The organism is Hymenobacter sp. UYP22 (assembly GCF_040547285.1).
Lineage (GTDB): Bacteria > Bacteroidota > Bacteroidia > Cytophagales > Hymenobacteraceae > Hymenobacter.
This window is the reverse complement of sequence record NZ_JBEPPK010000013.1, coordinates 88,794-108,861: the sequence shown is the minus strand read 5'-3', so window position 1 is coordinate 108,861 and position 20,068 is coordinate 88,794. Positions and strand designations below refer to the sequence as shown.

General features: G+C 61.0%; 19 protein-coding genes. 6 read left to right on the top strand and 13 right to left on the bottom strand.

Annotated features, from left to right (window positions below):
- Window positions 1–178: 178 nt before the first annotated feature.
- The 6 genes from ABIB60_RS17775 to ABIB60_RS17750 form a co-directional block, all read right to left on the bottom strand.
- Window positions 179–1,096, bottom strand: a complete 918-nt coding sequence (locus ABIB60_RS17775; protein ID WP_354581825.1) for a ribonuclease Z — start codon at window positions 1,094–1,096, stop codon at window positions 179–181.
- 111 nt (window positions 1,097–1,207) lie between these two features.
- Window positions 1,208–1,582: an STAS domain-containing protein gene (locus tag ABIB60_RS17770; protein ID WP_125431147.1), complete on the bottom strand. Its 375-nt coding sequence runs from the start codon at window positions 1,580–1,582 to the stop codon at window positions 1,208–1,210.
- A 102-nt stretch (window positions 1,583–1,684) separates the two neighbouring features.
- Window positions 1,685–2,479, bottom strand: coding sequence for a DUF4198 domain-containing protein (locus ABIB60_RS17765; protein WP_354581823.1), 795 nt, complete (start codon window positions 2,477–2,479; stop codon window positions 1,685–1,687).
- Between the two features lie 43 nt (window positions 2,480–2,522).
- Window positions 2,523–3,029, bottom strand: coding sequence for a hypothetical protein (locus ABIB60_RS17760; RefSeq protein ID WP_354581822.1), 507 nt, complete (start codon window positions 3,027–3,029; stop codon window positions 2,523–2,525).
- Between the two features lie 153 nt (window positions 3,030–3,182).
- A complete protein-coding gene (locus ABIB60_RS17755) occupies window positions 3,183–5,021 on the bottom strand; it encodes a glycosyltransferase (protein ID WP_354581820.1) in 1,839 nt (612 codons plus the stop codon).
- A 146-nt stretch (window positions 5,022–5,167) separates the two neighbouring features.
- Window positions 5,168–6,988 (bottom strand): alpha-amylase family glycosyl hydrolase, encoded by a 1,821-nt coding sequence (locus tag ABIB60_RS17750; protein ID WP_354581819.1) that lies wholly within the window; start codon window positions 6,986–6,988, stop codon window positions 5,168–5,170.
- 302 nt (window positions 6,989–7,290) lie between these two features.
- Here ABIB60_RS17750 and ABIB60_RS17745 point away from each other — a divergent pair, with 302 nt between their 5' ends.
- On the top strand, window positions 7,291–7,692 hold the full coding sequence (locus ABIB60_RS17745; protein WP_354581817.1) for a DUF6960 family protein: 402 nt from the start codon (window positions 7,291–7,293) through the stop codon (window positions 7,690–7,692).
- 95 nt (window positions 7,693–7,787) lie between these two features.
- On the opposite strand, the gene ABIB60_RS17740 is transcribed toward ABIB60_RS17745, so the two are convergent.
- Window positions 7,788–9,134: a YfcC family protein gene (locus ABIB60_RS17740; RefSeq protein WP_354581815.1), complete on the bottom strand. Its 1,347-nt coding sequence runs from the start codon at window positions 9,132–9,134 to the stop codon at window positions 7,788–7,790.
- A 132-nt stretch (window positions 9,135–9,266) separates the two neighbouring features.
- Between ABIB60_RS17740 and ABIB60_RS17735 the strand changes: the two genes are divergently transcribed.
- Together ABIB60_RS17735 and ABIB60_RS17730 are read left to right on the top strand one after the other, a co-directional pair.
- On the top strand, window positions 9,267–9,482 hold the full coding sequence (locus tag ABIB60_RS17735; protein WP_354581813.1) for a hypothetical protein: 216 nt from the start codon (window positions 9,267–9,269) through the stop codon (window positions 9,480–9,482).
- A 32-nt stretch (window positions 9,483–9,514) separates the two neighbouring features.
- The gene (locus tag ABIB60_RS17730; protein ID WP_354581811.1) at window positions 9,515–11,050 is read left to right on the top strand and encodes a glycosyltransferase family 39 protein; all 1,536 of its coding nucleotides are present in this window, start codon (window positions 9,515–9,517) and stop codon (window positions 11,048–11,050) included.
- Between the two features lie 11 nt (window positions 11,051–11,061).
- On the opposite strand, the gene ABIB60_RS17725 is transcribed toward ABIB60_RS17730, so the two are convergent.
- From ABIB60_RS17725 to ABIB60_RS17700, 6 genes are all read right to left on the bottom strand, one after another.
- Window positions 11,062–11,745 carry a hypothetical protein gene (locus tag ABIB60_RS17725; protein ID WP_354581809.1) on the bottom strand — a complete coding sequence of 228 codons (684 nt, stop codon included), beginning with the start codon at window positions 11,743–11,745 and terminating at the stop codon, window positions 11,062–11,064.
- A gap of 127 nt (window positions 11,746–11,872) precedes the next feature.
- Window positions 11,873–13,525, bottom strand: coding sequence for a M28 family peptidase (locus ABIB60_RS17720; RefSeq protein ID WP_354581808.1), 1,653 nt, complete (start codon window positions 13,523–13,525; stop codon window positions 11,873–11,875).
- Between the two features lie 24 nt (window positions 13,526–13,549).
- Entirely contained in the window at window positions 13,550–13,900 is a 351-nt protein-coding gene (locus tag ABIB60_RS17715) for a hypothetical protein (protein WP_354581806.1), read from the bottom strand.
- Between the two features lie 48 nt (window positions 13,901–13,948).
- Complete coding sequence (locus tag ABIB60_RS17710) at window positions 13,949–15,247, bottom strand: PAS domain-containing protein (RefSeq protein ID WP_354581804.1); 1,299 nt, start codon at window positions 15,245–15,247, stop codon at window positions 13,949–13,951.
- A 253-nt stretch (window positions 15,248–15,500) separates the two neighbouring features.
- Window positions 15,501–15,953: a GNAT family N-acetyltransferase gene (locus ABIB60_RS17705; protein WP_354581802.1), complete on the bottom strand. Its 453-nt coding sequence runs from the start codon at window positions 15,951–15,953 to the stop codon at window positions 15,501–15,503.
- Between the two features lie 90 nt (window positions 15,954–16,043).
- Window positions 16,044–16,544, bottom strand: a complete 501-nt coding sequence (locus ABIB60_RS17700; protein WP_354581800.1) for a hypothetical protein — start codon at window positions 16,542–16,544, stop codon at window positions 16,044–16,046.
- 155 nt (window positions 16,545–16,699) lie between these two features.
- Here ABIB60_RS17700 and ABIB60_RS17695 point away from each other — a divergent pair, with 155 nt between their 5' ends.
- Genes ABIB60_RS17695 through ABIB60_RS17685 form a run of 3 tightly spaced genes read left to right on the top strand, consistent with a single transcriptional unit; the run spans window position 16,700 to window position 20,043 of the window.
- On the top strand, window positions 16,700–18,700 hold the full coding sequence (locus tag ABIB60_RS17695; RefSeq protein ID WP_354581799.1) for an ATP-binding protein: 2,001 nt from the start codon (window positions 16,700–16,702) through the stop codon (window positions 18,698–18,700).
- Window positions 18,701–18,736: 36 nt separating this feature from the next.
- Window positions 18,737–19,288 (top strand): 2OG-Fe(II) oxygenase, encoded by a 552-nt coding sequence (locus ABIB60_RS17690; RefSeq protein ID WP_354581798.1) that lies wholly within the window; start codon window positions 18,737–18,739, stop codon window positions 19,286–19,288.
- On the top strand, window positions 19,288–20,043 hold the full coding sequence (locus tag ABIB60_RS17685) for a phosphodiester glycosidase family protein (protein WP_354581797.1): 756 nt from the start codon (window positions 19,288–19,290) through the stop codon (window positions 20,041–20,043). Before ABIB60_RS17690 ends, ABIB60_RS17685 begins: the two co-directional genes overlap by 1 nt.
- Window positions 20,044–20,068 lie beyond the last annotated feature (25 nt).

Sequence of the window (20,068 nt, the reverse complement as noted above, 5' to 3'; positions counted from 1 at the left end):
GTGGCTAACCTCGGGTACTGAAACGGACGTCATGCAGAGTGCTGCGGAGCATCTTGCGTGCTGATGTTGTTAAATCGTTGGATGATAACTGCTTCACTAGCCCAGGATTTAAACCCTGGGCTAGTGAAGCAACGTCAGCACGCGAGATGCTTCGCCTTCGGCTCTGCATGACGTTTGGCTACTCGGCCAGGCTTACTGATAGGCCTTCCACGGCCAGCTCCGTCCACTCAAACTGGGTTTTGGCCTCGGCCAGCAGGGGCTGCAAGTCGCGGTAGCGGCTACTGAAGTGCCCGATGAGCAGTCGGTGCGCCTCGGCCCGCCGGGCTAGCAGGCCCGCCTGCCGGGCCGTGGAGTGGTGGGTAACGGCGGCCCGCTCGCGCATATCATCCAGGAAGGTGGCTTCGTGGTAGAGTAAATCCACGCCGCGTACCAAATCGGCCAGGCTTTCGGTGTATAGGGTATCGGAGCAGAAGGCGTAGCTGCGGGCCCGCTTGGGCTCCGTGGTTACGTCGGCATTGCGCACCAGCATTTGCCCATTATCATCCAACAGGTCATTGCCGAGGGTGAGGGCTGAGAGCTGAGCCGGGGTAAGGCCATCGGGCAGGCGCTCGGCCAGCAGGCGGCGGCGCTTGGGCTTCTCCCGGAACAGGTAGCCGCAGCATGGAATGCGGTGACGCATGGGCAGCGTGTGCACGGTCAGGTTCTTGTCCTCAAAAATCTGGCGGTGCTGGGTGGTATCTACCGGCGTGAAATCCAGCTCGAAGCTGAGTTGGGTATGGGAGTGCCGAAACTGCATGGTGAGCACCTCATCCAGGCCGGGCGGGCCAAACAAGCGCAACGGCTCCGTGCGGCCATTCAGGTGCATGGTGCCCAGCAAGCCAAACAGGCCAAAAAAATGGTCACCGTGCAGGTGGCTGATGAAGATGGTATGGATGCGCTGATGCCGGATTTTTTGCTCCATCAGCCGGCGCTGGGTGCCCTCGCCGCAATCAATGAGGTATTGGGCGCCGCCTGCCGTGAGCACCTGCGCCGTGTGGTGGCGGTCCAGGAACGGGGTGGCCGAAGCACTGCCTAAAATTTTCAGCTCAAACTCCATAGGTAGAAAAGCCTACAAGCTATAAGCTGCAAGCTGCAAGCCTTTGTTCTGAGGCACCAACCAACAGAACGAAAAAACTTGCAGCTTGCAGCTTATAGCTTGTAGCGAAGATTACTCCTTGCTGGTCAGGTCCCGCTCGATGGCGTGCAGGAAAATCCGGTCAATACCTTCTTCCACCGTGGGCAGGATGTGCAAAACCGATTCCAGCTTGCTGATGGTCACCAGTTTCATTACGTGGTCCTGGAGGCCCGTTAGCACCAGCAAGCCACCCGTGGAGTTGCAGAGGCGGTTGGCAATCAGGATGGAGCTCAATCCCGATGAGTCGGTATACTTAACGTTGCTCAGGTCCAGAATCAGGTTATTGATGCCCTCGGCATTTAGCTTCACGAATTCCGACTTCAGATCCGGCGCAACAGTAGTGTCGAGCTTTTTCTCGTCAATCGTAATAATCGTGTAGGTTTCTTTTTTATCGATGGAGTACTTCATACCGCAGGTTATTCGGTGGTTACGGGAGTTGCGAAGGTAACAAAAAAACGATTGGGACGTGAGGCTTTGGTGAACGGCACAAAAGCAGCCAGAAACAGCCAACTACCGCTGTTTCTTGTCTGCCAGGCCGAAACTTAACGTACTCCAGGTGCTGTGCCAGTCGGCGGAAATACCCTTGGGGGCGGGCTCCATACGCACAGTGCCGGCAAGGTACTCACCCGCCCCCGATAAACGAAACAGAATTCGGCCGTTTTGGTTACTGCGAAGTCGGCCAATAACGGAAATTACCCCATTGCCGCGCTGCCAGAGTACTACCTGTTGCCCGGCTACCGGCTGGCCGGCCCGTAGCACCCGCACCGTAAAAGCTGCCCCCGGTAGCAGGGTATACGGGTTTTGCTCGGGCACCAGCTCCAGAGGCAGCCCCAGCACCCGGCCCCAGGCCCGGGCGGTATCACGCGGCAACGCCGGGCCGGCCTGTACCAGGGTTTTGGCGCAGCGGCGGTAGGCTTCCCGCACCGGCTGCACTGTGTCGCCGACCAGGGAGCGGCGGGCCGCTGCGTAGTCAAGCCCTTCTTGTTGCAAGTAGGCCGCAAAATTGGAGGCAGAGAAGGTAACGAAGGCGTTATCGGTAACTAAAGCCAGCAAATGCGTGCCGGGCTGAGCCAGCCGAATGGTGGTCTGCAGCGTATCGGCGGCCGTAACGGCAGGCAGCAAATTGGTTACTGGCTGGCCCGGCGCACAGTGCCAGAAACCCGTAACGCGGCGGCTGGTACCCGCCCAGGCAGCACCCTGCAAATGCTCACCGGTGAGCCGTCGGATATGCACGCTTTGGCCCGGCTGCACCCAAAACCGGGCTGGCTTCAGCCAGAACTGCCCAGCCAGGGCTGAAACGGCCACGGCAGACAGCGGTATGAGCAGTGCGTATCGGCGGAGCATTACCCTATTGTTTGCGCTTGAGCTCAATGAGACTCACCAATTGGCGCTGCTTGTTGATGAGCAGCAACCCGATGATAATTTTAGCAACCGACAGTACCAGCGGCGTGATATCGGGGTCGGTAATATCGGCGCGGCGCTCCTGCGACAACCGCAGCAGCAACAGGCCAAGGTAGGGCACCTCGTGCATCAGCAGCAAGCCGCCCACCACAAGAATGGCAATGCTGAGCACAGTGGAGCGGTGCATATTCAGGGGCAGCGTGCTTTGGTCAATATCCTCTACCAGCCGGAGCTTATCCACGAGCCAAGTGGCCCGAAACAGGCAGAAATAAGGCACCACCGCAAACAGTCCCACGGCTACCGTGGCCAGCACCAGGACCAGCACTATTTCAGCCCCACCCGACAAGTAAGAGAGGGAAGTAGAAACCAACTGCGCAATGGCTACCAATATTTCCTTGAGCGTGAGCAGGCCAATAACTTTTATAATAATGATGAACAGATTGCGGGAGGTCATAGCAACGGGTAACTGGCAACTTAAACGGATAACTGAATGATTTACGCACTGCCTTGATGCACTGCTGCGGTAATAGAAATGCGTGGTTCTGCGGCGCAGTATCAGTACCCTGCCGCAGAGCCACGCATTCCACTATCAAGAGCTTACCCAGTATTAGTGCCGTTCCAGCGCCAGTTGGTAGGCCCGGTCGTAATACACGCGCAGGTTTTTCCAGTCGTATATCTCGGCGGAGCTTTCCACGTTGTTGCGCTGCATAATTCGCTCCCGGCGATTCATCTGCACAAAGTCCCAGAGCATATCGGTGAGTTCCTCAGCGGCCTCATCGAAGCTTTTTTCCTGACGCTGCACCACAAAAATGCCCTTTTCCTCGTGGTTGGGCACGTTTTGCATTACGTAGTCGCCGAAGCCGGACAGGTCGCTGGTGACGGCGGGTACGCCCCGGGCCACGCACTCCAGCGGGGTGTAGCCCCAGGGCTCATAGTAGCTCGGGAAAATGCCCAGGTGACAACCGCGCACAAACTGCCCGTACTCCATGCCGAACAGGGGGGAGGTGGGGGCCACGAAATCGGGGTGGTACACGATTTTCACCCGGTCGTGCTGGTTGTTGACCAGGTTGGAGCGGCGCAGGAAGTTGAGGATATCGTCCTGGGCATCATCCACCAGGTTGTGGGTGATGACGGGGGGCAAGCTGGTGGTTTTCCAGGTTTGCAGCAGACGGCGGTAGCGCAGCTTCCAGTAGTCATCCACCATGCTGCTCAGGTCGGGCAGGCGGTGGTCGGTGCTGGCGGCGGCGGCATAGAACAGCCGCTCACCCACCTGCTGCTCAATGGCCTCGCAGGTGGCCTGCACCTCCTCCAGCACGGCCCGGCTTTGCAGCACCTGGGGGTTGATGCTGTGGAAGGGCCGCTTGGTGATAAAGAACATGACCACGTTACCTTCCAGCCCGCTTTGCTGCAGGCGGTAGTTGAGGCGGGCCAGCGCCTCCAGGGTCAGGTCGAAACCCTTGTTGTGGTATTCGTAGCGGCCCGAGGTGAACAGGTAGAGCGTCTTGTCTAGGTCGAAGGAGTACGACTGGAAAAAGTGCGCCATCACAAACTCGTGAATCTTACTCTTGTACTGCTGGTGCAGGTTCTGAAACTCGTGCAGGGCCACAAACCGCTCAATGTTGAGGCCGTTGGGCAGCACCGCATCCGGAATCCGGTCGAGCAGATAAATGCATTCCCGTACCGTTAGCTCACTCACGGTAGTAAACACGTGGGAGCCGTGGGCAGCGGCGCGCTCCATAGTTACGGCCGGCTCAATGTTGAAGTGCCGGGCCTCCGTTTGCCAGTCCACCTGCATAAGGTGGTCGTAGAAGTTGGGGTCGTTCATGGCCAGGTAGCGGCCCAGCAGGGTGGCGTGGGTGGTGAACACCACGTGCACGGGCACCCGCTCGCGGCGTAGGGCCGGAATGGCTACGCCCGTCATCCACTCATGAAAGTGGGCAATGAGTTGCTGGGGCGGTGCTACTTCAGCGGCCAGAATCTGCAGAAACACCTTGGCCAACTCCCCAAACGCTACTACCTGGTGCAGCAGGTCGTCGTTGTCGGGGGTAGGAATGTGGTAGTGCTGCCACAGGTCGGCCTTGATCTGGCCCAGGCGGGGGTAGGCCTGGTAGGGATTGATGAGTACCACCCGGGGCCGGCCCGTTACCAGCCAAATGCCCATGCACACATCGTAGCCCTGGCGGCGCATTTCGCGCACGGCGCCGGCAAACGGGTCCGATAGGTTGGCTAGCTGGTAATCGTCATAAGGCTCAAACTCGCCCTGGGCCTGGTGGGCGAAGTAGGGCCCCAGCAGGCAGTACCGCTCATCCCAGACCTGCACGGTGGCGGGCACTTTGCTGCGGATAACGGTATAGATGCCGCCTACCTGGTTGCAGACTTCCCAGGCAGCTTCAACCAGTAGAGCATCAGGAGCCATGGGCTCGGGCGTGGGTAAGGGAACTTGCATGAAAAATGGGGGTACGGATGGGAGTATCGGCAAGATATACGGCCTCCCGCAGTTTCCGACGGCGGAGGGCAAGAAAAAGCGGCGTTTCGCGGACGGCTCGAAGCTCCTCCGTGAAACGCCGCCAGATGCAGCCGAACGCGCCGTAGTTACTGCGGATCCTGGGAAATAATGAGGACCGAGTAGGGCGCCAGGCCAAACGTGCCGTGGAAGGGCTGGTCGTCGTACACGCCATCCTCCGCCTGCGAATCCACACTCTCAAAGTTGCCGAACTCACGGTCGTAGCCTTCCCAGTCGGAATTGAAGCGCACGCGCCAGTTGCCACTGCGGGGCAGGCCAATGGTGTAGTTGGGGTGGGCACGGTCGGCGAAGTTGCAGAGTACCACGGTGGTGTCGCCGGGGCCGCCCTGGTCACGGCGGATGTAGGCCAGAATCTTGTCCTCGTTGTTGAGGTGATGCACTTCCACGTACTGGCCCAGCAGCCCGCGCGTATTGCCATTGAGGTTGCGCCGCAACCGAATCAAATCCTGGTACAGGCGGCCCAGGCCAGCGTGCTCCTCGGCGCGGTTCCAGTCCAGGGGTTGGTCGTCGGAGAAGGAGCCATCGGCCAGCATCGTCTGGCCCTGAAAAATCATGGGAATGCCGGGCACGGTGAATACCAAAGCTGCGCCCAGAGTGGAGCGTTTTTTGGGAAACCAGGAGGCCGCGTTGCCGGGCATGATTTCCTCGGTTACGCGGGCCTTGCCATTGGCTACTTCGTCGTGACTTTCGGTGTATACCACGCGCTGGAAGGCGTCGCCGTTGTAGCGGGCCTGCACAGCCTCGGCCACGGCAAACATATTGCGGTCTGCATCTTCAGGCGTTACCAGCGCGTCGCGCACGGGGTACACAAAGCGGGCATCCCACTGCGAGGAGAATCCTTGCCCATCTTCCTCGGGGCTTTTAGTGATGTACTCATTGCCCATCAGGTCCTCGGCAATGGTAATTTTCCAGGGCATCCGCTCCCGGATTTCCTCGTTGATCCACTTCATCAGGCTCCAGCCATCGGGCAGGTCGCGGCTAGGGTCGGTGGTACCATCCACGTTGCGAATGTGGGCAATGGCGTCGCAGCGCAGGCCGTCTACCCGGAAATCTTCCAGCCACATCAAGGCATTGTCGCGGATATAGCGGCGCACGGCCTCGCGGCCGTAATCGGGGCGGTTATGGCCCCAGGGCGTTTCGGCCCGCCAGTCGTTGTAGAAGTAGATGCCACCGCCGTCGTTTTCCTGCCAGCCGTCAAACTGCCACAGATCCAGGTCGCCGGGCCCGAAGTGGTTGTACACCACATCCAAAATAACGGCAATACCACGCTGGTGGGCCTGCTTGATGAATTCCTTAAAGGCAGTAGGTCCGCCGTAGTCAATTTCGATGGCGAAGGGGTGGGCCGGATTATAGCCCCAGCTCAGGCTGCCCGGAAACTCGGTGGCGGGCATAATTTCTACGGCATTGATGCCCAGTTCCACCAAGTGGTCCAGCTTCTCAATGGCATCGTAGAAGGTGCCGGGCCGAGCCGGGTCGGGGGCGTGGAAAGTGCCAATGTGCAGCTCATACACCACCAGCTCATTCCAGGCCGGCATCTGAAACGGCTCCGCTTCCCAGTCGAAATGCGGGTCGTGCACCACCGAGTTGCCGGCCGAGTGCGTTACCTCCCGGGCGTAAGGGTCGTTCTTGGTCAGCTCGCCGGTGGGCGTAGTCAGGTGAAATTTATATTCGGTACCGGGGCCGAGGTCCGTGAAGTCGGCCGCCCAGTAGCCATCAGCTTCGTGGGTAAGCGGATGGGCAGTGGGGTTCCACTCGTTGAAGGGGCCTACCAAGGCCACCGCCGTGGCAGCCGGGGCCCACACCCGGAAGGTAGTGCCGTGCTCGTGCGGAATAGCACCCATTCCGCTTTGGAGCACTGCAGGCGCGGAAGTAGTCGTAATTTCAGGCATTCGTTGTGGAAGAAAGACAGCGCGAAAGGTCAACAGTCAGGGCTCTTTACTGGATCTAAATCAGTAAAGTTGTGCCCTGCTGCTTACCGTTAGCTCAGACAACGGAAACGGCCGCCGCTACTAGGCCCTGAGCAGCGCCTCCATTTCCGGCAGACTCGCCGCCGCGTCAGCATCTTCCGATATTTCAATAATTCCGCACCTTCGGGGCGCACAACCACGCTTGTGGGGCCCCGCGAAGGTGCGGAACCCTCACCGGCCCTGGCCTGTTGCTTTTCAACACAACCCGCTTACTTTTCTGCCGAGTGCCACGTCCCAAACCTGTTGTTTACGGCCTGTATTCCTGGACGCCCGAGTACGGGCTGCGCTACATTCACCCTGCCAACCGCCGCACCTTTGAGTGGCTGGAGCCCATGGGCAAGGTGTTCGAGAAGATTGATGAAACCGACGACTGGATATTGCTGCGCTACGATGAGCAGCAGTTTAAAGTGAGCCGGGAGCTGTTTAAGGAACTCTACGTGAAGCCACCTTTCAGCTTCGGCGACTTGGTGGTGGAAACGGACCCCGCCACTGACCAGCCGGCCCACGAGGGCCTGATTTCTGACGTGTACTACAACGAAGCCGCCGATACCTTTCAGTTTCAGCTGGTGGAGAAAAAACGCAAAATCAAACGCGTATTTGAGGCTAACGAGCTGGGGTTTCAGTAAGGAGTAAAGAAAGTCAAAGACAAAAAGGAAGAAGTCAACACTACTCAGCATGACAGAGCAGTGTTGACTTCTTTCTTTTTTCTTTAGGCGTACGCCTAAATTCCCACTGCAATACCTACTACCACGGCTGCGGCGCCCAGGGCCAGCAGCAGCAGGTACAGGGGCAGCACAAACTTCCACCACTCATCAAAGCGCACTCCACAGGCCGCCACAATGGCCATGAGGGCGCCGTTGGTGGGCGTTATCAGTTCGCAGAGGCCGGCCCCGTACTGGTAGGCCAGCACCGTAACCTGGCGGGAAAGGCCGATGAGGTCGGAGAGGGGTACCAGCAAAGGCATGGTCAGCACGGCCTGCCCGCTCACGCTGGGCACTGGGAGGTGCAGGGCCGTGTGCACGCCCATCATGCCCAAAGCGGCCGTCCAGGCGGGCAGCCCAGCCAGTGGCGCCGAGAGGCTGTTGACGATGGTATCCACAATCTGGCCCTGCTCCAGCACCACGAAAATGGCGCGGGCAAACCCAATCAGTAAAGCCGAAAAGGCAATATCCCGGAAGCCCGCAATAAAGCCCTCGGCCGTGCCGCTGAGGCCCAGCCCACCCACGAGGCCGGCCACCACGCCCAGGCCGAAGAACAGCGCCGCCATCTGCTCAAACTCCCAGCCCAGCTTCAGCACGCCGTAAGCGAAGAAGGCGAAGCCGCTGAACAGCAGCAGGAGCACTAGGCCGTGGTTGCGGCCCGGTGCCGCTGCGCCCGGGTCGGCGGCTTCGGTGGTTTCGGGCTGCACGCGGTGGCGCAGGGCGTAGCGTACGGTGCCCCCAATCCAGATGGTAAGGGCCAGCAGCAGGAACACCAGCCGGAACCCGCCCCCCGAAAGCAGCGGCAGCTGGGCCAGCTTCTGGGCAATGCCCACCTGAAACGGGTTGAGCGGACTGAAGGCCGCGCCCACGGCCGCCGACCCAATGCTGACGGCCGCCGCCGTGAGGGTGGGGTAGCCGATGCGCCGCATCAGGATAAGTAGCACGGGCACTAGCGGCACAATTTCCTCCTGCATGTTCTCCAGGGCCCCCATGGTGGCAAACAGCACCGAAATAATGGGAATGACCACGGCCTCCCGGCCCCGAAACTTGGCCAGCAGCCAGTCGACGCCCTGGCGCAGGGCCCCGGTGAGGTCGACCACCGTAAACGCGCCCCCAGCCAGAAACACCAGGAAAATCACGGAAGCCGCATCAATGAGTCCGCGCGGAATATCTACCAGGGCCTGCAGGGGGCTAACGGGCGTGGCGGCCACCCGGTGGTAGGAGCCAGCCACCACCACGTCGCGGCCAGTGGCAGCATCGGGGTGGCGCTCAAACACCCCGGCCGGCAGCAGGTAGCTCAGCAAGCAGGCCAGCAGAATAAACCCCACCATAAGCACCAGCGGGTGCGGAAAGCGTATCGTTTTCATCCCGCGAAGGTAAGCGCCGGCCCAACGTGGCGCTTCATACCCCCGCCATGACTGTTCCGGGAAACCCGGCGGCGTATCTTGGGGTTGTGGGGAACCAGGAAGATGAAATACGCGGAGTTTAAGCAGCTACATATGCATCGGCAGGCCCGGCACCTGCACCAGCACGGCCACCTGCTGGCCGAGCGGCGGCAGGATAGTTTCCGGCTGCGGCTGTTTGCCCTGGGCGACTTCTACGCCGAAGAATGGCGGGAATGGGAGCAAGAATCTATTCTGTTCATTCACTTGTTTCAGCACCCCGATGGGTTGCATGAGTACCTGAGCGCCATCCGGCTACCCGAGAAGCTGTAGGTGGTATATCAGGCCGCAGCTATATTGGCGCTATGAAGCCGTCCCGCCTCCTGCCCCTGCTGCTGGCCTTGCTGAAGTGTAGCAGTAGCCTGCTGCTGGCCAGTTCCGTTTATGAGCTCCACCGCGACGAGTACCTCTACCTCGACTACGGCCGCCACCTGGCCTGGGGCTACCTGGAGGTGCCGCCGCTCACGGCCCTGCAAAGTTGGGTTACCCTGGCGCTGGGCGGCGGTTGGTTCTGGGTGAAATTCTGGCCTATACTCTGGGGCAGCCTCACCATATACCTAGTGGGGCGCACGGCCCAGCGCCTGGGGGGCGGCGCGTGGGCCGTGGCGCTGGCGGGCGCGTGCTACCTAGTGGGGGCCTATGCCCGGCTCAACTTCCTGTTTCAGCCCAACTCCTTTGAGGTTTTCGCCTTCACGCTGGTGTGCTACCTGCTTATCCGTTACCAGCAGGATAGCCGCCCGCACTGGTGGGTTATTATGGGCGGGGTGCTGGGCCTGGCGCTGCTCAACAAATACTCGGCGCTGTTTTTTATTGCGGCTGTGGGTGTAGCCGTGCTGCTCACCCCCCTGCGGCGAGCCTTGGTCACTAAGGGCCTTTGGCTGGGCGCCGGGCTGGCGCTGTTGCTGTGGCTGCCCAACCTGCTGTGGCAACTGCGGCACGGCCTCCCGTTTCTGCACCATATGGAGCTGCTTCGGGAAACCCAGCTGGTCAATGTATCGGTGGCCGATTTTTGGAAGGATCAGCTGGTGATGAACTTCCCCGGTGCATGGGTGTGGCTGGCCGGGCTGCTGGCCTTGCTGGTTGGTCCGTTGCGCCCGTATCGGGTGGTGGGGCTGGTGTACGGCGGGGGGCTGCTGCTGCTTACGGTGCTGCACGGCAAAAGCTACTACGCGCTGGGCTATTACCCCGTGCTACTGGCGGCTGGGGCCGTGTGGTGGGAAGCTGCGCTGTGCCGCTTACCTCGGGCGGGGCGGGTGCTGCGGCCGGTTTTGCTGCTGGCTACCCTCGCGCTGTGCCTGCCCGTGCTGCCGCTGCTGTTTACCCTGGAGCCCCCGGCCCGCCTGCAGGCACTGAGAGGGCGCTACCAGAGTACGGGGGCATTCCGGTGGGAAGATGGCCGCGACCATGCCCTACCCCAGGACTTTGCCGATATGCTGGGCTGGCAGGAGCTGGCTGATAAAACCTGGGCTGCCTACCAGGCCCTGCCGGCTGCCACCCGCGCCCGCACGCTTATTCTGGCGGCCAACTACGGGCAGGCCGGGGCGCTCAACTACTACAACCGCCACCGGCCCATACCCGCCGCCCACAGCTTCAATGGCAGCTACTTGTTCTGGCAAAGCCAGATTCCCCCGCAGCCCTGGCACTACGTGCTGCTGATTGATGACGAGCCCGACAACCTGACGGCACACTTTCGTTCCTTCTGCCGCGTAGGTGAGGTGCGCAACCCCTACGCCCGGGAGCAGGGCACGGCCATTCTGGTCGGTACCGCTCCCGACAGCGTCATTGTACAGCGGATTCAGCGGGAACGGCAGGAAGGGTTGGCCGAGTGGGGTGATTTTTAGGCGGCTGGTTTCTACCGCTTGACCACCGCGCCGAGTTCGGGGCGCTCTACGTCCACTATCTCCTGTTTCTCCAGCATGATTTTCAAATCATAGCGGGTAAGTTCCAACGGGTCGGCGGCAAAGTTCTCGGGCCGGTTCAGCTCCTGCACTTTGGTTTCGTTGTCGATTTCGTAGTTGTTGGCCAGTAGCCGCACGGCGTTGCCGGTCACGTCCTGCACCTTCCACAGGGAGTAGTGGCCGTTATTGGTGCGCACATGGTACAGGTCGCCCCGGTGCGGCGTGCTCACAAATGCCTGGTTGTCGCGCTGGTTGTTGCTATTGTGTACCAGCAGCCAGCCAGCCAGCACCACCAATGCACCCAGGCCGGCGAAGTGCCAGAGCGGCGCTTGGGCGCGGGCTTTCAGCTGCTGAAACACCTGACGCAGGGAAGCACTCATTTCCTTGGGCTGAAGCACCTGCCGGCAATGCCCGCATTCCGAGGCCCCCACTTTGCCAATGGCCAGCAGCGGAATCCAGTACAGGTGGGCGTAGCGCCCGAACACACTCATGCGCAACGCGTTGGGTGCGGAGCAGGCGCTGCACTCGCCGGCTACGGGCTCAGTTAGCAAATGGGAGGAACGGTAGCCGTAGATGATCATAGCAAAGCGGACCAGAAACAAGGGCGCAAACGCGGCGCTGCCCAGGTAAATAAGCACTACCGGCCGCTCGAAAGCGGCCGGTAGTGTTCAGGCATAATATTCGGGAAATTTGCGGGAAAACCGGCTATTAAAAATTGTATTTTCACTATTCATGCCTTTTTAGTGCAGGAATGGCAGTTTGGGGCTAGGGCTTAGCAAACCGCTGCCCAAAAAAGTCGCCGGGGTTCCAGGTGGGGCGCTGGGGGTTTTGGGCCACCAGGTAGCCAATAAGGAAGTTGAGCCGCACGTATTGGCTGCCGGCTTCGAAATCGAAGATGCCGTTGCTATCATCCTGCGGCTTGTGGTAGGTTGCGGCCCGCCACTTCTGCACCTGCTCGGCCAGGTTGTTTTTGCCGTCGGGGGTGCGGTTGCCGTACTTGATGTGCAGGGCCGGTATTCCCTGGGCCACGAAGCTGTACTGGTCGGAGCGGATAAAGCGGTTTTGCTCGGGCTCGGGGTCTTCCTCCACGGTCAGGTTGAGGTAGCGGGCCGCTTCGGCCACGGGCTGGGCCAGGCTGGAGTGCTGAGCCCCCAGCGGCACCACCGACAGCAGCGGGGCAATGATGGTGGGCATATCGGTATTGATGTCGGCTACGAGGCTGGCTTTGGGTACCGGAGGCCGGGCCGCGAAATAGGCCGAACCCAGCAAACCCAGCTCCTCGCCGGTTTGCAGTACCAGCAGAATGCTGCGTTTGGGCTTCTGCTTGAGGCGGGAGTACAGCCGGGCAATTTCCAGCACCGAGGCCACTCCCGAAGCATTATCATGGGCCCCGTTGTAAATGGAGTCGCCCTTTACCGGTGCGCCCACGCCCAAATGGTCGAGGTGGGCGGAGTGCACCACGTACTCATTGCGCAGGGTGGCATCGGAGCCCGTGATTTTGCCTACCACGTTGTACGAGTCTATATCCTGATACCCCGACTGCCAGTTAGCTGCCAGCGTGCCGCGCAGGGTGGTAGCAGCCGGCTGGCCCTGGCGCAGACGGCTGAGCACGGTGGCCGTATCGGAGGCGGAGTTGAGCAGTAGGGCCTGGAGTCCGGCGGCTGAAAGCGTGCCCGTCAGCTGCACCCCGGAGCCGCTGATAAAGCCCCGGGCCGCTGCCACGCGGCTATCGGAGCCCAGCACGCTGGTAGTAGACAGCGGCCGTGCCGCCGCAACTGAGGCCGAGGCCGGCGCTGGGCGCGCACTGGCAAACAAAACGCCCACGGCCCCGTGCTGGGCAGCGGTTTGCACCAGCAGGGTCTGGTCTTGGCTGGCGGCGGCTACGGTGCTGGGAAACCGGCGGGGGGCACCGCGCACAATCACCACCACTTTGCCCCGCACATCCAGGTTCTGGTAGTCGTCGTAGCCCTGGTCGGGGGCGGAAATGCCGTAGCCGGCAAAAGCCAGGCCGCTGGGAGCCAGCTGCATCCGGGGTTGCTCGGGGTGAGGGTACAGGTGCACTTCGGTGGGGGGCAGTACCAGGCTGCCTCCCGCTGGCTGATAGGTAACCGTAGCGCCCGGTTGCACGGTGGCGCGGCGTAGCCGTACCAGCTGCGTAAACCCGCCGTTTTCGCCTGCGGGCTGCACCCCAAAGGCTTTTAGCTGAGTGGTTACGTAGTCGACGGCCAGTTGGTAGCCGGGGGTGCCGGGCTTGCGGCCCAGCAGCCGGTCATCGGCCAGGTATTGAATATGAGCCTTTAGGTCAGTGGGCTGAACCTGACGAAGAGCTTTGGTGACTTTAGCGGGAATTGTCTGGGCCGGAGCAACCAGCGGCGTCAGCCCCAAGCTAAGGGCCAGCAGTAAGAAGGAGCGTTTCATGGCTCCAAAGTACAACGCCGCGCCCTATACCAGTTGCTCCAGATCCTGCAGTAAATTCTCAATGCGGGCGGCGTGGGCGTCCAGCCGCTCCAGGCCCGCCCTCGATTCCTCCAGCTGCCCTTTCTGGTACTGCTGCACCAAGCCCTGCCCGGTAGTGAGCATGCGCTGCAACTCCTGCTCCAGCCGCTGATACGGAAGCGTGGTGCCGTAGTGGGGCTTCACCGTAGCCTTTAACCACACGCCCAGCGGGTTATCGGCCATGGAAAACAGGCTGGGGTCGGGCTCCCGCACGCCGTACAGCACGGAGCGCAGCCGCGACTTGAACAGCACCTGCTTGATGCGGGCCTGCTGAAAATCAAGGCTGTTCAACTCCATGCCAAGCGGGGTAAGGCCCGAAAGCCGGCTGTGAGAAAAAGGATAGGGCTACTGTGCATCCGGGCCAGGGGTTTCGAGCTTTTGCCGCGCTTGCAACAAGTCCGTGACATCGTAGGCAAACACGTAAATACCGGGCTCTTGCCCGCTTTCCTCGATCCGCTGATAGGTGAAGTTGAAGTACCGGGCCTGGAGCTGCCCGGCCTGGTTGTGCAAGTCGACGCGTATTTCTTCCCCGATGAATGGCTGACCCGTGGTGTACACGTTGTCGAGCAAGTCCATAATACCCTGGCCCGCCAGTTCTGGCAACGCATCCGCTACTGTATGCCCTAGTAGCTGCCGGCCCGGAAACAGGCGTTGGTACTCGGGGTTGACGAACTCGTAGTGGTGTTGCGGTCCGCGCAGCATGCAAATCATGGCCGGCGTGTGCATGAACAGGTTGAAGAACGTTTCGCGCTGTTGCTGCACCCGCTGGAAGGCCTCGTAGGCTTGGTCGGAGAGGAGGGCCTGCTGCTCGTTTTGCTCCAGCAGCTCCTGCACCATCTGTTTCTGGTCATGAATATCGGTGCCGCAGCCTACCCACATCAGCAAGTCGCCCTCGGATGAGAGGCGGGGCAGAGCCCGCACCAGCACCCAGCGGTACTGCCCATCGTGGCGGCGCAAGCGGTACTCCACCTGATAGGGCTGGGCGGTATCGACGCTGGCTTGCCAGGTGGTGCGTACCCGCTCCTGGTCGTCGGGGTGCAGGTGGCTGAGCCAGTCCCAGCCCATCTGCTCCTCCTGGGGGCGGCCCGTAAACTGCAGCCAGCGCGAGTTGAAAAAGTCCCGCTCACCGCTGGGCGTGGCCGTCCAGATCATCACCGGCAACGACTCCAGAATAAAACGGGTCCGCTCGTTCTGCTCATCCAGGGCCTGCTGCATTTGCTGGCTGCGCAGCTCAGAGAGGTGGCGCTCCGTTACGTCCTGGGTGCGTTGCAGAATAAATTCCAGCTCCCCGTTTTCACTGAGAATAGGGTAGTGCGTAGCTTCCCAGTACAGCTCCTGCAAACCGCCCTCAGCGGCCGGGTCCGGCAGGTCATAGCGAATCAGGGGCATGGTGTGAGCCTCCCGGTGGCGGCGCACATGCTCGTGCGACTCGCGGATAATGCGGGCCGACTCCTCATCGGTAGCCGGAAATGCTTCAAAGAATGGCTTACCCACGGCTGCCTCCCGGCTCTTGAGCGATACTGTTACGTGGCTGTCCGTGTTGTCAACGATGGTGGCATCCGCGTCGGGGGCAATCAGCAGGAAGTTATCCGGTAGCGCCCGAAACAGCCGCTGATAATCAACTGGGAAAGCGGAAAAGGACATAGCAACAGGGGGTAGACGTAAGAGAGTAAGAGGACGGGGTAGAATGGCAAAAGTACGTATTGCCACGGGTAAGCAAGTCGGCCAGTTGCCGGTTAGCGGTGGCAGCACTTGGTCGGAAGCTGCTACCCGGATTGAAAACCTTGAGCATACGCAGTAAGCTCAGAAGAGTTTCATCCCACCGGGCACCGATAATGGTGCATCCTCTGCTCGCATCGAGTACTGGACAAAGCTGAACCAACAGGCCCGCCGGGCGCTAGGGCCGCAGCATATGAATGTGGGGAATTCCATCTTCCAGGTAGCCGGGCCCCTCTTGCACAAACCCGAAGCTTTCGTAGAAGGTCTGCAAGTAGTGCTGAGCCCCAATCTGGATGGGCTGTTGACCGAATAGGCGCTCCAGGGCCGCAATGGACTCGTGCAGCAGGGCCCGGCCGGCCCCACCCCGGCGGTGGCGGGGGCTGGTGACTACGCGCCCGATGCTGGCCTCTGGGTAGGTAACGCCCGCCCCGAATAGCCGGGAATATGCCGCCAGCTCCCCATCAGGGGAGTAGCCCAGCAAGTGATACGCGGCCTGGTCCTGGCCGTCCATATCCTGAAACGGACAGGTTTGCTCCACCACAAACACTTCGGAGCGCAGCTGCAGCAGCGCGTACAATTCCGGGGTGGTGAGGTCGGTGAAGGGCTTGAGGTGCCAGGTCAGAGTCGTCATAAGTAAGTGCAGAGTTAGCCACGGCCGCCAGCTGGCGGCCGCTGCAAAGCTACCGGAAGCCCGCCGGATTGCCCACCTCCCGGGCTTAAGCTAGGCCCGCAGCCAGCGGTGCATGTGCGGGAAGTCGGCCGTCGTGGTCAGGCCCATCCAAACCAGCAGCGGGAGGCCCAGGTAGTGGCCGGTTTCATACTGCTCAACCAGCCACTGGCTCTGGTTTTTGTAGCCATCCGGGTGAAACACCACGGCTGCTGGCAGGCCCACATGGCGGCAGGCGGCATAGGTCCAGGCCAATACGGCCAGTTCCTCACCTTCTTTCTCCGGATGGTTCTCGGTGATGTTGCCGCCTACCGTGGGGCGCTCAGCCGCGGCCGTAACGGCCAGGTGGCCCGCTTCGTGCAGAATGTCGCCGGGGTAAAGTAGCCGGTGGTGGTCTACCACCAACTGGCCCTGGCGCAGGAGCAGCCCCGGCAGAAAGCAGGCTTGCTCAATATGCTCCTGCTGCACCACAAGGCCAATTTCCTCTACGAAGGCAAGCAGGACAGTAACCAGCGCGGCCGGTGTTGGCGAAGAAGCCGGAGGAGAGGGATGCATGCGGGCAAACAAGGTGAAAGAGAGGCGAAACAACGGGTTAACCGGACAGGCCGAAGCCCGCAGACAGGGCCACAAAGATTCAGGTTTTTTAATGGATATTTGTAGACTGCTCCGCTGCCGATTCCCACGAAGCGGGCATTCCGAACACCCGCCCTGTGCCCTACACACCGCCTGCTTCTCCCCGTCTGGTTTTCCATACAAGCTGCCTGCTTCTACTGCTGGCACTGCTGCCGCTGCTGGCCCCGGCCCAGGCGCGCCAACCGCTGTGGCATTCCACCCTCGACAGCCTACAGGCCCTGGAGCAGCAGCCCCAAACCGACAGCAGCCGCATTCAGCTGCTGTGCCGCATCAGCGACCAGCTATGGGCCTCTGACACGGAAGCCGCGGCCCGCTACTCCCGCCGCGCCCTGGCCCTGGCCCGCCGCACCCACAACCGCCGGGGCGAAGGAGCCGCTTTGAACCGCCTGGGTGCCGCGTTGCGGGAAAGCAATTTGGCCCGGGCACTGGAGCTGTTTCAAACTTCCCTGCACCTGGCCGAGCAAGTGGGCGACACCGCCCTGCAGGCCCAAAATATGCGCAGCATCGGTATTATTTACGTGTATTTGCGTGACCGGCAACTGGGCTTATCCTACTATTTCCGGGGCTTACGGCTAGATAGCCTGCTGGGGGATGAGCGGCGCATAGTGGTGGATTTGAGCAATATCGGGCTGGCTTATGACTTGTACAATCAGGTAGATTCGGCGGCGTACTACCAGGAGCAGGCCTACGCCCTGGCCCAGCGCCTGCACGCTTCCACTAACTACATTCTGTACGGGTTGGGCAACGTGGCCCGCAAGCGGGCCCGCTTCCCTGAAGCCCTCAGCTACTACCGCCGCAGCGTGGCCGAGTCGAAGCGGCGGCGGCATTTGCGCAGCCTCAACTTCTCCTACCTGGGCATGGCCGCCTTGTATCAGCAGCTCAATCAGCCCGATTCCAGCATTTACTACGCCCGCCTGGGTGAGCAGGCCGCCCGCGCCAATGGGTTTCTGCGGGGGGTGCTCAACGCCAGCGTGGTGCTCACCCAGGAGTTTGAGCAGCGCCGGCAGCTGGACAGTGCCTTCCGCTACCAAAAAATGCTGGTGGCCATGAAAGACACGCTGTTTGGGCAGGAAAAGGTGATGCGTCTGCAAAACGTGGACTACCAGCAGCGCCAGCGCGACCAGCAGGCCGAAGCCGCCCAGCAAGCCCTGCGCAACCGGTACCAAACCTACGGCCTGCTGGCCGGGGTAGGGGGCTTGCTGCTGCTGCTGGGCCTGCTAGTGCGCCACGACCGGCAGCAGCAGCACACCAACGCCGCCCTGCAAACCTCCCTGGCTGAGTTGAAAGAGGCCCAGCTAATGTTGGTGCAGCGCGAGAAAATGGCGTTTCTGGGGGAGCTGACGGCCGGCGTAGCCCACGAGCTGCAAAACCCCCTGAGCTTTGTAAAACGCTTCGCCGAGGTAAGCACCACGCTGGTCGATGAAATCAACGGGGCCCAGCAACTGGCCCGCGACGGGCGGCTGGAGCGGGAAATCCTGGATGGCCTTAAGCAGAATCTGCAAAACATCAGTCAGCACGGGCAGCGGGCCACGGCCATTATTAAGGGTATGCTGGAGCACGCCCGCACCGGCCAGCAGCCCCGCCAGCTTACCAACCTCAACCAACTGGCCCAGGAAAACCTGCACCTGGCTTACGGGGCCGTACAGCAGCAGTTTCCGGGGTTTAAGGCCGAGCTGCGCACCACCTTCGAAGCCAACTTGCCCGAGGTAGCAGTAGTGGCGGCCGACCTGAGCCGGGTGCTGCTCAACCTGTGCACCAACGCCCTGCACGCGGTGCGCCAACGCCAGCTCACGGCCGCCGCCGGCTACGTGCCCACGGTGGAAACCGGGAGCCGCCGCCTGCCCGACGGGCAGCTGCAGGTGTGGGTGCAGGACAATGGGGCCGGCATGAGCTCCGAGGTACAACAGCGCATCTTCGAGCCCTTCTTCACCACTAAGCCCGTGGGCGAGGGTACCGGCCTGGGCCTCTCCCTGGCCCACGATATCGTAGTGAACGGCCACCAGGGTACCTTGCAGGTAGCGTCGGGGGTGGGAGAGGGTACCACGTTCTGGCTCACGCTGCCTGTGGCAAACGCGTAACACTTCCCTCTTCTATTTTTTAGCTATACTTTCTTGATGAGACTGACGCAGATTACCGACTCTATCTTCACTATCGAGGATTTTCTGACTCGCAAAGAGTGCCTGGATTATCTTGTCTTAAGCGAAAATATCGGGTATGAACTGGCCAAAGTGAATACTGCCAGCGGCTCCCGGGTGCATACCGGGGTTCGGAACAATAACCGGGCATTCTACAAAAACGAGGAGTTGGCCCAAGTGATGTGGGAGAAAGTGCAGCCATTTTTACCGACCCAACTCGGTAACAGTCAGGCGGTGGGGCTCAACGAGTTGTTCCGGTTTTACCGCTACCAGCGGGGCCACCAGTTCAAAGGGCACTTTGATGAGAGCTATGTGCGCAACGAGGTTGAAGCTAGCTACTACACTTTTATGATTTACCTCAACGATAATTTTCAGGGCGGAGCTACTACCTTCCAGAAGCTTCACATACAGCCCAAACAAGGAATGGCACTGGTATTTCTGCACAACCTGTACCACGCCGGCAGTGAGGTAACGCAAGGCGTGAAGTACGTGCTGCGCACCGATGTAATGTACCGCACCTCCGCTATCTAATGCGCCCTACACTGGCGGGCTGCGCAATGTGGGCGTTAGCCATATTGGGCCTGCTCAGTGCCTGCACTTCCCCGGCCACTCCGGAGCAGCCGGCCACCGCAACCCGCTTCCTGACCTACACCGCCGACCCCGCCCGCCAGACCGTGGCCCTCTACTGGCAGGATGAGACCGGGCAGCCCTTGCGCAGCCTGGGCCGCCTGCACGGTTGGCTACAGCAGCGGGGGCAGCGTCTGCTATTTGCCTGCAATGGGGGCATGTACCAAACGGGAAATGTGCCGGTCGGGCTGTTCATCGAAAACGAACAGGTGCGCACGCCATTGGATACTGGTAGCGGCCGGGGCAACTTCTACCTCAAGCCCAACAGCGTTTTCTACCTCACCCGGCAGCAGCGGGCCGGCGTGTGCCCCACCGACTCATTCGCCCGCGTGCGGCAGGTGCACTATGCCACGCAGTCGGGGCCCATGCTGATAACGAACGGGCAGATGCACCCGGCGTTTCGCGAGCAGTCCGGCAACCGCCACATCCGAAACGGGGTGGGCGTGCTGCCCGATGGGCGGGTGGTGTGGGTGATGTCGCGGCAGAAGGTCACGTTTTACGAGCTGGCGCAGCAGTTCCAGGAGTTGGGGTGCCGCAACGCCCTGTACCTGGACGGCTTCGTGTCGCGCACTTACCTGCCCGCCCAGGGCTGGCAACAAACGGATGGCGACTTTGGGGTGATGATAGGGGTGACGGAGCCGGAAACCCAGGCCGAATAAGCGGGCCAACACTTCATCCGGGTAA

Bases quoted from the DNA above. Each gene is read 5' to 3' on its own strand.
- ABIB60_RS17775 (WP_354581825.1), bottom strand. From the start codon at position 1,096: ATGGAGTTTGAGCTGAAAATTTTAGGCAGTGCTTCGGCCACCCCGTTC.
- ABIB60_RS17770 (WP_125431147.1), bottom strand. From the start codon at position 1,582: ATGAAGTACTCCATCGATAAAAAAGAAACCTACACGATTATTACGATT.
- ABIB60_RS17760 (WP_354581822.1), bottom strand. From the start codon at position 3,029: ATGACCTCCCGCAATCTGTTCATCATTATTATAAAAGTTATTGGCCTG.
- ABIB60_RS17755 (WP_354581820.1), bottom strand. From the start codon at position 5,021: ATGCAAGTTCCCTTACCCACGCCCGAGCCCATGGCTCCTGATGCTCTA.
- ABIB60_RS17750 (WP_354581819.1), bottom strand. From the start codon at position 6,988: ATGCCTGAAATTACGACTACTTCCGCGCCTGCAGTGCTCCAAAGCGGA.
- ABIB60_RS17740 (WP_354581815.1), bottom strand. From the start codon at position 9,134: ATGAAAACGATACGCTTTCCGCACCCGCTGGTGCTTATGGTGGGGTTT.
- ABIB60_RS17735 (WP_354581813.1), top strand. From the start codon at position 9,267: ATGCATCGGCAGGCCCGGCACCTGCACCAGCACGGCCACCTGCTGGCC.
- ABIB60_RS17730 (WP_354581811.1), top strand. From the start codon at position 9,515: ATGAAGCCGTCCCGCCTCCTGCCCCTGCTGCTGGCCTTGCTGAAGTGT.
- ABIB60_RS17720 (WP_354581808.1), bottom strand. From the start codon at position 13,525: ATGAAACGCTCCTTCTTACTGCTGGCCCTTAGCTTGGGGCTGACGCCG.
- ABIB60_RS17715 (WP_354581806.1), bottom strand. From the start codon at position 13,900: ATGGAGTTGAACAGCCTTGATTTTCAGCAGGCCCGCATCAAGCAGGTG.
- ABIB60_RS17710 (WP_354581804.1), bottom strand. From the start codon at position 15,247: ATGTCCTTTTCCGCTTTCCCAGTTGATTATCAGCGGCTGTTTCGGGCG.
- ABIB60_RS17705 (WP_354581802.1), bottom strand. From the start codon at position 15,953: ATGACGACTCTGACCTGGCACCTCAAGCCCTTCACCGACCTCACCACC.
- ABIB60_RS17700 (WP_354581800.1), bottom strand. From the start codon at position 16,544: ATGCATCCCTCTCCTCCGGCTTCTTCGCCAACACCGGCCGCGCTGGTT.
- ABIB60_RS17690 (WP_354581798.1), top strand. From the start codon at position 18,737: ATGAGACTGACGCAGATTACCGACTCTATCTTCACTATCGAGGATTTT.
- ABIB60_RS17685 (WP_354581797.1), top strand. From the start codon at position 19,288: ATGCGCCCTACACTGGCGGGCTGCGCAATGTGGGCGTTAGCCATATTG.